9 protein-coding genes and 1 pseudogene are annotated in these 11307 nt (G+C 72.1%); 7 read left to right on the forward strand and 3 right to left on the reverse strand.

Annotated elements, in window-relative coordinates; all coding sequences use genetic code 11:
* The first annotated feature begins 346 nt into the window (after positions 1–346).
* On the forward strand, positions 347–931 hold the full coding sequence (locus tag ACWJ6R_RS02490; RefSeq protein ID WP_449060640.1) for a hypothetical protein: 585 nt from the start codon (positions 347–349) through the stop codon (positions 929–931).
* A 112-nt stretch (positions 932–1043) separates the two neighbouring features.
* Positions 1044–1565, forward strand: a complete 522-nt coding sequence (locus tag ACWJ6R_RS02495) for a DUF7144 family membrane protein (RefSeq protein ID WP_449060641.1) — start codon at positions 1044–1046, stop codon at positions 1563–1565.
* Positions 1566–1704: 139 nt separating this feature from the next.
* On the opposite strand, the gene ACWJ6R_RS02500 is transcribed toward ACWJ6R_RS02495, so the two are convergent.
* Positions 1705–2877, reverse strand: a complete 1173-nt coding sequence (locus ACWJ6R_RS02500) for an AI-2E family transporter (RefSeq protein ID WP_449060642.1) — start codon at positions 2875–2877, stop codon at positions 1705–1707.
* 568 nt (positions 2878–3445) lie between these two features.
* Here ACWJ6R_RS02500 and ACWJ6R_RS02505 point away from each other — a divergent pair.
* The 3 genes and pseudogenes from ACWJ6R_RS02505 to ACWJ6R_RS02515 form a co-directional block, all read left to right on the forward strand.
* Entirely contained in the window at positions 3446–3838 is a 393-nt protein-coding gene (locus ACWJ6R_RS02505; RefSeq protein ID WP_449060643.1) for an SHOCT domain-containing protein, read from the forward strand.
* Between the two features lie 459 nt (positions 3839–4297).
* Positions 4298–4459: a DUF1049 domain-containing protein gene (locus tag ACWJ6R_RS02510; RefSeq protein WP_449060644.1), complete on the forward strand. Its 162-nt coding sequence runs from the start codon at positions 4298–4300 to the stop codon at positions 4457–4459.
* A 364-nt stretch (positions 4460–4823) separates the two neighbouring features.
* Positions 4824–5768, forward strand: a pseudogene (locus ACWJ6R_RS02515) (MFS transporter); the annotation flags it as partial.
* 377 nt (positions 5769–6145) lie between these two features.
* Here the strand turns inward: ACWJ6R_RS02515 and ACWJ6R_RS02520 are convergent.
* Positions 6146–7102, reverse strand: coding sequence for a 3-oxoacyl-ACP reductase (locus tag ACWJ6R_RS02520; RefSeq protein WP_449060645.1), 957 nt, complete (start codon positions 7100–7102; stop codon positions 6146–6148).
* A 254-nt stretch (positions 7103–7356) separates the two neighbouring features.
* Between ACWJ6R_RS02520 and ACWJ6R_RS02525 the strand changes: the two genes are divergently transcribed.
* Positions 7357–8517 carry a steroid 3-ketoacyl-CoA thiolase gene (locus ACWJ6R_RS02525; RefSeq protein WP_449060646.1) on the forward strand — a complete coding sequence of 387 codons (1161 nt, stop codon included), beginning with the start codon at positions 7357–7359 and terminating at the stop codon, positions 8515–8517.
* Here the strand turns inward: ACWJ6R_RS02525 and ACWJ6R_RS02530 are convergent.
* Positions 8501–10255 (reverse strand): class I adenylate-forming enzyme family protein, encoded by a 1755-nt coding sequence (locus ACWJ6R_RS02530; RefSeq protein ID WP_449060647.1) that lies wholly within the window; start codon positions 10253–10255, stop codon positions 8501–8503. The genes ACWJ6R_RS02525 and ACWJ6R_RS02530 overlap by 17 nt on opposite strands.
* 259 nt (positions 10256–10514) lie before the next feature.
* Between ACWJ6R_RS02530 and ACWJ6R_RS02535 the strand changes: the two genes are divergently transcribed.
* On the forward strand, positions 10515–11276 hold the full coding sequence (locus tag ACWJ6R_RS02535; RefSeq protein ID WP_449060648.1) for an SDR family NAD(P)-dependent oxidoreductase: 762 nt from the start codon (positions 10515–10517) through the stop codon (positions 11274–11276).
* Positions 11277–11307 lie beyond the last annotated feature (31 nt).

The following is an 11307-nucleotide window of genomic DNA, read 5'->3' on the forward strand; positions in this document are numbered from 1 at the left end:
GGGCGGCACGCCGACGGCGATCGGCCGCCGCGACGTGCGGCTCCGATGAGGTTCTGCGGCAAACGCCCGCAGCGGCCGCATCACGCCGTGTGCGGCGGTGACGGCGGTGATCTCCCAGGCCATCCTCCATGTCCCTGGTGATCCCCCCTTCCCGATCGGGCGATCACCGCGAGCAGGCAAAATATTGCATTGAGGAAATCCATGCACCCTTCAAGTGAATGCGGACAGGGCCTATGGGTGACCGCAAGGCATGGGATGAGCAAAACGAAGAATGGCTTCTTCGTGCAGATCCTTGGGAGTGGATGGACGGGCCGAGGGGATCATCCAATTCATCCTTTTCCGATTTATGCTGGATGAAAGGCGGTTGGATGCCATGGGTTGCTTGTTCGCAATCTTTGCAGGTGTTTTTCCGAGACTCGCCGTCTTCATCATCTGGGTGGCGCGGCCGGCCCTGGTCAGCGCGGCTTTCGACACGTGGATCTGGCCCCTGCTCGGTCTGATCTTCCTGCCGTTCGCGACGTTGATGTACGTGATCATGTACAAACCCGGCATCGGGCTGGGGGGAGGGGACTGGTTCTGGATCGCCGTGGCGGTCGTACTGGACCTTTTCCACTGGGTGGGAGCCGCGACCCAGCGCCGCCAGTTTCCCGGCTACCCCGGGGGTGACCGGCTCCGCTTCGTGGTCGTGCGGGGACTTCGCGATCGAAGACGCCGCGGGACGGGGACTACCGCATGCCCGGACGGGGCGATGTGCGCCGGTGCACTCGTCCCGCAGCCGGCCGGCCATGGTGAAGGTGAAGGTGAAGGAGCCTCGGCCTGGCGCGGCTCTCCCGCTGGAGGCTCGATTTCAAGCGAAGATGTGTCCGATTTGTCTATATTTGGCAGGAAATGCGGAGTATGTGAGGGATTTCGGGTAGGGGGAGAGGGTTAGGTGCGGCGATGGGGGCGAGAGCCGCTCGGGCCGCCGAATTCCCAGACAGCGCGCGGATGGGATCACCACGACACGGATGTCCCGGAAGCCCGCCGCGCGGAGGGAGCCAACCATGGAACACCCGCGTTACGCGCGCACGCAGGAGGCGTCCCGCGACCATGCGGCGGTGCCCCAGCCGCGCCAGGACCCGCAACTGGCGCAGGTCCGACCGGTGATGGAGGAAGGGCCCCAGCCCACCGGCTGGGTCGGCTGGGTGGTCTTCGCCGGGATCACGATGATGGTCCTGGGATGCTTCCAGGCCTTCATGGGCCTGGTGGGCATCTTCAACACCGACTTCTACCTCGTCACCGCAGGCGACCTGGCGATCCCCGTCAACTACACGGCCTGGGGCTGGACGCACCTGATCATGGGTGTGGTCGTCGCCCTCGCCGGCGCCGCCGTCATGTCGGGGAAGACGTGGGGGCGCGCGGTCGGCATCGGTCTCGCCGCGCTCCAGGCGCTCGTCAACTTCGCCTGGTTCCCGGCCTACCCGTTCTGGTCGATGATCGTCATCGCCGTCGACGTCCTGGTGATCTACGCGCTGGCCGTCCACGGCAGGGAGATGAAGGCGTACAGCAGAGAAGGCGTCCTATAGGCGTCTCGCGGTTCGCCGGGTGAGCACGGGTGGGGGCCGGCCTCCACCCGTGTCGCGTGTCGTCCGCGTCGGCCGGACGCGCGCCATGCCATGGAGCGCGCTTGCCGTGGAGGGAGCCGACGGGCCTGCGCGCCGCCGTTCACTTCGGCGGTGCCGATCCGCGTTCGCCCGTCGGCGGTGCCGATCCGTGTTCGCCCGTCGGCGGGGGCGGTTCGGCGGCCGTGGCCTCCTGCAGTTCCTGATGGGTGACGAACGTGTCGACCAGGGAGAGCAGCATGGCCGCCACGGGGATGGCCAGCAGCGCGCCCATCGCGCCGAACAGCGACGCCCCGAGGATCACGGCGGCGAAGGACACCCCGGGATGGATGTCCACCGCCCGTGAGCTGATCTTCGGCTCCAGCGTCAGGTTCTCCACCTGCTGGTACAGCACGCCCCAGGCCAGCGCCGCCAGGCCGATCCAGGGCCGGGACGAGACCAGTCCCACCACCACCGGCAGGGCGATGGAGATGTAGGTGCCGATGGTGGGCACGAGCTGGGCGACCAGTCCCGTCCATGCTCCGAGTGCGAGCCAGGAGGGCATGCCGAGCGCCAGGAACACCAGGGCGGAGGCGGTGCCGTTGATGGCGGCCAGGATGAGCCGGGAGGAGACGTATCCGCCGGTCTTGATCGTGGACACGTCCCAGATGCTGATGAAGACCTGCTGGAGCCGGCCGGGCAGCAGCTGCGCGATCCATCGGCGCAGTCTCGGCCCGTCGGCCGAGAAGTAGAACGTCAGCAGCAGCAGGGTGAACATGTTGAACACCGCCCCGGTCACCGTCCCCAGCAGGCCCAGCATGCCGCCGAGCACGCCCTGCGCGTACTCCGCGGCCTGCTGCGGGGTCAGATTGAGGGAGTCCAGGATGTCGGAGATCTCGTAGCGGGTGTCGAGACGGGCGTTGAGCCAGTCGACGGCACCGGTGACGACTCCGGGAAGCGCCTTCAGCAGCACCGCGACCTGTTGCACGAACATGCTGCCGAACAGGACGAGGAAGAGCACGAAGGCGAGGATGAACAGCGCCATCACCAGCAGTGTGGCCCTGCCCCGGGGCATGCGCCGCGACAGGCGGCGCACGGCGGGCTCCATGGCCAGGGAGAGGAACCATGCCATCACCAGCATGGCGACCAGCGGACCCGCGTCGGTGATCATGAAGTGGAGGAAGAGCACCACGGCGACGACGGCCGCTACGGCGAGCCCTGAGCGCCAGACGTTGACGGGCGAGAGCAGCACCTGCACCGCGGACGTCCCGCCGTGCGGCTCCACCGGTTTCTTCATGTCTCTCCTGGGATCTCGACGTTCCATCTCCTGCGGCCCGTGCGGGACGACGGTGCCGACCGGCCGAGGTCCGAGCGCGCGGACACCGGCCTCCCGTGCGTTCGGTATCGGGTTCGTGGCCGCTGCCCCGCCGGACGCGGAGGTGACGCACCCAACGTACGACGGCGGGCCGCTTCAACCGGGCATCTACCGGCTGGTCGGCTTGTCGGCGGACTCGCGCGGTGCCGCTCCACTCCCCGGGGGCGGATCACAGGTTCACGCGGCCGAAGGGAAGGCTTCTCGTCCGCTCATGTCACACGGTCCGCCGACGACCTGATGTGCGAAAACCGCGCCGGAAAGGCCCGGCGCGGTAAGAAGCGGTCACCTCGCAGAGAGCTCGGCTGGTGACGTGGCCGCGCGGAGACGCTCTGGAGAAAAGAAGTCTGGCCCGGTGTCGGGCTCACAGGAGCAGGGAATAACGGTCATATATCTATAAAAGCGGCAAAATGACTAGCGTTCTCTGAGCGTACACAGCCATGGGCGACCGTCCTGCGGTCGCCTGGCAGGCGCGACCGAGAGGAGCAGGCTGATGGACGACTACCCCCTTCTCGACCTCTTCTGGACCATGCTCGTGTTCTTCATGTGGATCCTCTGGTTCATGCTGCTCTTCCGGATCATCGGCGACCTGTTCCGCGACGACAACGTCAGCGGGTGGGGGAAGACCGGCTGGACCATCGCCCTGGTGCTCCTGCCCTTCGCCGGAGTCCTCATCTACCTGATCGCCCGCGGCAGGGGCATGGGCGAGCGCGAGATGATGCGGCTGCAGGCGAGCCAGGAAGCGTTCCGCACCTATGTGCGTGAGACCGCCGCCACTTCGGGCACCACCGACGAACTGGTCAGACTCGCCGACCTGAAGCGCCGGGGCGACATCACCGGCGACGAGTACGAGCGGGCCAAGTCCAAGGTCCTCGCCGGGGTGTGAGCGGGAAGCGAACGAGGTGACCGGCACCGACACCGACACCGACACCGACACCGGCATCGGCGTCGACCCGCAGGCCTCGAGTGCCCGCCGCCGTGCGAGGCTTGTGGAGACCGGACCTGACCGGCGGCCTCCGACCGCCGGGGTTCACCGGCCGGTGTCGTCGTCGCTCCGGCGCCACCACGAGGTCTGGGAATGCAACGCCGCCTCGATGGGGGTGGGGCGTGCAGGGGCGTCGTCCTGCGGGACGGGCGGCGTCGCGGAGCAGACGGTTCGCCTCGGTTAGGGGCGGCCGATGCCGGTTCCCCGGCCTGGTTCCGCCGAACGGGCACCTGGTGCGATTTCGAGGTATGGCAGAAACCGAAGCCGCTGCACGCATTTGGGGGATCCGTGACAGAGCAGAGACCGGCGAACTCGTGGAGGGCGGTGCCGCCACGTGTATGGCTGGCGCTTGCTCTTCTGGTGCTGGCAGTCGTCTTCATCCTGCAGAATCGGCAGGACACGGCCATCCGGCTGTTCACGCTGGTGGTGACCGCCCCTTTGTGGATCACTCTGGTGGCGTGCACGGCCATCGGCATGCTGATCGGTGCGCTGATCGGCCGCGGAAGCAGGAAGAGCCGGTGACGTCGCCTGCCCGCGTTCGACCGCCGGCCCGCGGCCGAGGCGTCGGATGACGCCGCGCCGCGTCGGGTCGGTGAGAGCGACGAACACACCGTCGAGCTCCGCCGAATACTGTGCCATGCGGCTAACCATCGCTCGACGAAACACTTAGCGCAAGGGCAAAGTGTTGAAGCCGCCCCGGGACGGCAGGCTGCGCCGCGGCATCCGCCGGGCGCTCCCCCTTAAGGATTCGCGGGACAGGCTCTAGAATCACCGGTGTGACATGGCGACATTAATCAACCGCTAGAGGTCGACGCGGGGCGCGCTGCCGCGGACCTCCGGGAGCACCGGCTTCCGGATGTCCGAATCGCCCCCAAGGAAAGACCTCATGATCATTTCTTCTTCCCGTGCGCCCGGAACGCGCGCGAACCGCCTGGCAGCCGCGGTCTACGTCTACACGTTCCTCGACGAGTTCATCCTGCTGTACCCGGTGTACGCCCTGCTGTTCGCCGACACCGGGCTGTCCGTCGCCGAGATCTCCTCGCTGTTCGTCATCTGGTCGGTGACCGGCATCGTGCTGGAGGTCCCCTCCGGCGTGTGGGCCGACGCGGTCTCGCGCCGGCTGCTGCTGGTCCTGGCCCCGCTCCCGGCGGCCGCCGGCTACGCCCTCTGGGTCGCCGCCCCCTCCTACTGGGCGTTCGCCCTGGGCTTCGTGCTGTGGGGGATACGGGGGGCGATGGGCTCGGGCGCCTTCGAGGCGCTGGTGTACGAGGAGCTCGACCATCTGGGCGAGGCCGGCCGGTACGCCCGGGTCATCGGCCGCGCCGAGGTGGCCGGCATGTGCGCGGTCGCCGCGGCCACCGCGGCCGCGAGCCCGGTGTTCGCCGCGGGCGGCCACGGGGCGCTGGGCGCGGCGAGCGTGCTCGCCTGCCTGCTGTGCTCGGTCGCGGGGCTGGCGTTCCCCGAGCACCGTGCGCGGCGTTCACCGGTCCGGGACGGAGCCGTGGGCGTCTCGGACGGACCGGGCGGACCGGACGGACCGGACGGACCGGGCCGTCGGACCGATTCGGACGGCCCGGACGATTCGATCGATTCGCCGGGTCCGGACGGCCCGGATACCCCGGAGGGCCCGGACGGCCTCCGCCGGTATGCCGCGGTCCTGCGGGCGGGTCTGGCCGAGGTGCGGGACGACCGCTCCGTACGGCGGGCGCTGCTGCTCGTCCCCGCGACGGCGGCCGTCTGGGGTGCGCTGGAGGAGTACGTCGCACTGCTGGCACAGGAGACGGGTGTCCCCGGGCACGCCGTACCGCTCTGGGTGCTGCTGGTCTGGTCGGGCGTGACGGCCGGCGCGCTGCTCGCCGGGGCCGGGCACCGGCTGGGCGCCCGGGGGTTCGCGGCGCTGCTCGGCTCGGCGCGCTCGCCGTGCCGGCGGCGGGCTGAGCGGGCGCCCCGAGGGGCTCGTCGCGGTCGCGGCGGCGTTCTGCGTCTTCCAGCTGGCGAGCGTGACGGCCGACGCGCGGCTGCAGGACCGGATCACCGGACCGAGCCGCGCGACGGTGACCTCCCTGGCGAGCCTCGGTACGGGGCTGGCGACGGTCGTCGTCTACGGGCTCTACGCCGCCGCCTCCGCGTTCGCCGGGCACGGCGCCGTCTTCGCGCTGTTCGCCGTGCCGTACGGGCTCCTCGCGCTCGTGCCGGTGCGCGGCGCGCTCAGGAGGAGGCGTTCCCCGCTCCCGTAGCGTCGAGCAGCGCCACGCTGCGGGCGGCGAAGGTCCGGTGCGGATCGCGCCCGTCGAAGTACGGCGTGAGCAGCCCGTCGAGCTCCTCGACCGAGAACGCGCCGCCGGCGGCGGTGAACCTCCGCTCCACCGCCGGCGGCGCCAGGAGCGCGACCATGTCGCCGTAGACGACGAACACCTGGCCGTTGATCCCGTCCGCCGCGGGGGAGGCCAGATAGCTCACGAAGGTCCCCACCCGGTCCGGGTCCAGGGGGTCGGGCCCGCCGGCGGGCGCGCTCGCGCCGAACACGCCCGCCGTCATGGCGGTGCGGGCCCGGGGGCAGATCGCGTTGGCGCGCACGCCGTACCGGGCCAGGCCCTGGGCGGTCGCGAGGGTCAGCGCGGTGACGCCGGCCTTGGCGGCGGCGTAGTTCGGCTGGCCGGGGGAGCCGAACAGGAACGCCTCGGAGGAGGTGTTGACGACGCGCCCGTAGACCGGCCCGCCGGCGGCCTTGCTCGCCGCGCGCCAATGCGCGGCCGCCGCGCGCGACACCGCGGCGTGGCCCTTGAGATGGACGCGGACGACCTCGTCCCAGTCGGACTCGGTCAGGTTGAACAGCATCCGGTCGCGGAGCACGCCCGCGTTGTTCACCACGATGTCCAGGCCGCCGAAGGCCTCCACGGCGGTCCGCACGAGAAGCTCTCCCACGGACCACTCGCCGACGTCGCCGGTCACCGCGACGGCCTTGCGGCCGAGCGCCTCGATCTCGGCGGCGACGTCGCCGGCGCCCGGCCCGACGTCGTTGACGACGACGTTCGCGCCGCGCGCGGCCAGGGCCAGCGCCTCGCTGCGGCCGAGCCCGGCGCCCGCGCCGGTGACGACGGCGGTCCTGCCCTCCAGGGTGACGTCCACGCTCATGTCCTCGGCTCCCGTCCTGCGCGCGGTCACGGTGGAGGGAAAACTAGTACGCGTTCCGGTTCGGCCGCCGGGTCCGTCCCGGTGAGTGGAGCGGCCGACTACGGGGAAGGCGGGACCACTCAGCGGGACCGGGGGCCTGTGGGAAGGGAATCCGTTCTAGCCTCGCGCCGTGACGCTGTGACGTCGCGCTGCCGGGCCCGGCGGGCCGGTCCGGCGGCCGCGGTCCCGGCCGTCCGCAGGCACGCGCGCCCCTCCCGCGGGGCCGACCGAAACGAGGAGAAGCCATGGCTGAAGCCGTCATCGTCGACGCCGCGCGCACGCCGGTCGGCCGCCGCAGGGGCGTGCTGTCCGGGCTGCACCCGGCCGAGCTGCTCGGTCTCGTCCAGAAGGGCCTGCTGGAACGCGCGGGAGTGGACCCGGCCGGGATCGGCCAGGTGATCGGCGGCTGCGTCACCCAGGCGGGGGAGCAGTCGAACAACGTCACCCGCCAGGCCTGGCTGCACGCCGGCCTGCCGTACGGCACCGCCTGCACGACGGTCGACTGCGCGTGCGGCTCCTCCCAGCAGGCCGTCCACCTGGTCGCCGGGCTGATCGCCTCCGGCGCGATCGACGCCGGGATCGGCTGCGGGGTCGAGTCCATGAGCCGCGTCTTCCTCGGCCAGGCGATCACCCCCGAGACCGGCAGCCCCCGCCCGGAGGGCTGGTCGGTGGACCTGCCCGACCAGTTCACCGCCGCCGAGCGCATCGCGGCGAGACGGGGCATCACCCGCGCCGACACCGACGCCCTCGGCCTGACCTCGCAGCGCCGGGCCGCCGCCGCCTGGGCCGGGGGACGGTTCGACGGCCAGATCATCCCGGTCGAGGCGCCCGTCATGGGCCCGGAGGGGCCGACGGGCGAGATCGCCGTCGTCACCCGCGACCAGGGTCTGCGCGAGACGAGCGCCGAGGCGCTGGCGAAGCTGAAGCCGGTCCTGCCCGACGGCGTGCACACCGCCGGCAGCACCTCGCAGATCAGCGACGGCGCGGCGGCCGTGCTCCTGACGAGCGCGGAGAAGGCCCGCGACCTAGGGCTCCGGCCCCGGGCCCGCATCGTCGCCTCCGGCATGGTCGGCTCCGACCCCTACTACCACCTGGACGGGCCGGTGCAGGCGACCGAGCACGTGCTCCGCGCGGCCGGGATGACGCTGTCCGACATCGACCTGGTGGAGATCAACGAGGCGTTCGCCGCGGTGGTGCTCTCCTGGGCGCAGGTCCACAAGGCCGACCTGGACCGGGTCAACGTCAACGGCGGCGCGATCGCCCTCGGGCACGCGGTCGGCGCCACCGGCGCCCGGCTGATCACCCAGGCCCTGCACGAGCTGGAGCGGTCGGACCGGTCGACGGCCCTGGTCACCATGTGCGCCGGCGGCGCCCACGCCACGGCCACCGTCATCGAGCGGATCTGACGGATCCGCCGGTTCCGTCGGCTCCTGCGGCCCGGGAGTCCCCGGTGCTGCCGGTGGTGCCGGTGGTGCCGGTGGTGTCGGCGGCGGAGCGTTCGACCTCGCGGCGGACGACCTTGCCGGTCGCGTTGCGGGGGAGGGGCTCGGCGGTGATCCGCCACCTGGCCGGGACCTTGAAGTAGGCCAGCCGCTCCGCGGCGTACGCCCGCAGCCCGTCCTCGCCGACCGGCGACCCGCCGCCGGTGACGACCACCGCCGCGACCTCCTGGCCCAGGTCCGGATGGGCCACGCCGACGACGGCGCACTCGCGGACGTCGGGGTGCTCGGCCAGGACGCCCTCCACCTCGGCGGGGTAGACGTTCTCCCCGCCGCGGATGATCAGGTCGGAGCGCCTGCCGGTGAGGCGGAGCCGTCCCCCCTCGACCGTGCCGATGTCACCGGTGTGCAGCCACCGGTCCTCGCGCAGCGCCTTCCGGGTGGCCTCCGGGTCCCGCCAGTAGCCGAGCATGTTGAACGGGCTGCGCACGCAGACCTCCCCCTCCTCGCCCTCGGGCAGCGCTCCGCCGTCCGGGCCGCGGATCTCCAGCTGCACGGTCGCGACGGGACGGCCCAGCGTGCCGGGCGCCTCGGCGAGGTCCATGGGCGTGGCCACCGAGATGGCGGTCGAGGACTCGGTCAGCCCGTAGCTGTCGGCCAGGGCGTGCCGCGCGACCGGGAGGGCGGACCTCAGCCGTTCCTTGAACGCGGGCGAGGACGGCGCGGAGGCCAGGGCGAGGGCGGTCAGCGACGACAGGTCGTACCCCGACAGGTCGCCGTGCTCGATCAGCCGGTGCGCCATGGTGGGCACCGCGCCCCAGTTGGTGACCCGCTCCCGCTCGATCAGCCGCAGCACCCGGTCCACGTCGAAGGCGCCCCGGTGCATGACGACGGCGCTGCCGGTCGCCAGGCGCGGTACGGCCAGGTTGTGCAGGCCGGCGATGTGGAACAGCGGCAGCGCCAGCAGGTGGCGCCTGTCGGCCGGGTCGGCCGGATCGCCGAACGCGCGGGCCACGGCGTCGTTGAGCCGGTGGTACTCGATGACCGAGGTGAGGTTCCGGTGCGAGTGCACCGCCCCCTTCGGCCGTCCGGACGTCCCGCTGGTGTACAGGATGACCGCCGGATCGTCCTCGGCGACGCCGCACTCCGGCGGGACCGCGTCCGGGAACAGCGCGGCCAGGCGGGGGACGTCCTCCTCGGTGCTCAGCACGGCGGGACCGCCCCGGAGGCCGTCCCCGACCGCCGCCGCCCGCCCGGCGTCCGCGACGACCACCTTCGGCTCGGTGTGCTCCAGCGCGTACGCGATCTCGCGCCGCGTCCACCAGGCGTTGCAGCCCACGGCGACGGCGCCCAGCGCGACCGTGGCCCAGAACGAGACGATCCAGGCGGGGGAGTTGGCCGCGAAGATCGCGACGCGGTCGCCCGCGCGCACGCCGTACCGCCGGTGGAGCGCCCGTGCCAGCGACGCGGCCTGTACGGCGTGCGCGGCGAAGCTCAGCCGCTCGTGCTCGGTCACCACGTAGTCGCGGTCGCCGAACCGGGCCGACGCGGCGAGCACCTCGCCGAGGTTCCCGTGCCGGTTGGCGAACACCCGCATCCGCGAGCCGAGCACCTCCTCCTCGGCCAGCTCGAACTCGCCGCCGGGGCCGGTCAGCCGCGCCATGACCTCCGCCGCGGAGGCTCTCGGATCCGCAGGTACGCTCATCGTCTCCCTCTCGTCCCGCCGGGTCGCGAAGGCACCGTCCGGCACGCGGTCGTGAGCACCGTCCGGCACGCGCTTCCGGCCGCCCATTGTGACCGCCGCCGGTGACGCGGGACGCGGCGTCCCGGTCACCGGGACCGCCGTGCCGCGCCGCCCGCCGCCCGCCGGGAGGGGGTTCCCGGTGAGCGGGACCCCCGCTCCCGCGGGAACGCCTCCGCCCCCACCATTGCGGATCGGCGACTGCGGCGAGACGGGAGAGCACGTGGGAAGCCTCGACGGGAAGACCGCGATCGTGACCGGGGCCGGGCAGGGGGTGGGGCGGGGCATCGCGCTCGCCCTCGCCTCGGAGGGCGCGTCCGTCGCGGTGCTCGGCCGGACCGCGGCCAAGCTGGAGAAGACCTGCGCGCTGATCCGCGAACGCGGGGCGCAGGCGGAGCCGTTCCCGTGCGACGTGAGCGGCACCGAGGCCGTCCCGGACGTCGTGGAGCGGGTGGCGGCGCGGTTCGGCGGGATCGACATCCTGGTCAACAACGCCTACTCGGGCGCGTTCGGCCCGCTGCTGTCGATGAGCGACGACGACTTCCGGCAGGGCTTCCGCAGCGGCCCCTTCGCGGCCTTCGCCTTCATGAGGGCCTGCCACCCGCACCTGAAGCGGCGGGGTGGCGGCAGCATCGTCAACCTGGTCAGCTCGGCCATGGTCCGCTGGGACCCGAGCACCTACGGCGCCTACGCCGCAGCCAAGCAGGCCATCCGGTCGCTGACCCGGACGGCCGCGGCGGAGTGGGGGGCCGACGGCATCCGCGCCAACTCCATCGCCCCGCACGCGCTCTCGCCGGGACTGCGGTGGTGGATGGAGGCCAACCCCGCCGAGGCGGAGGAGTTCCGCAGGACGATCCCGCTCGGCTACGTCGGGGACTGCGAGGAGGACATCGGGCGGGCGGTGGCGGCGCTCGTCGGTCCCGGCATGCGCTACCTCACCGGCGCCACCGTCCCGCTCGACGGCGGGCAGGCCAACTTCGGCTGACGACCGGCCCGGCGTCCCGGGCACGGCGCGT

Source organism: Planomonospora algeriensis (assembly GCF_977012225.1).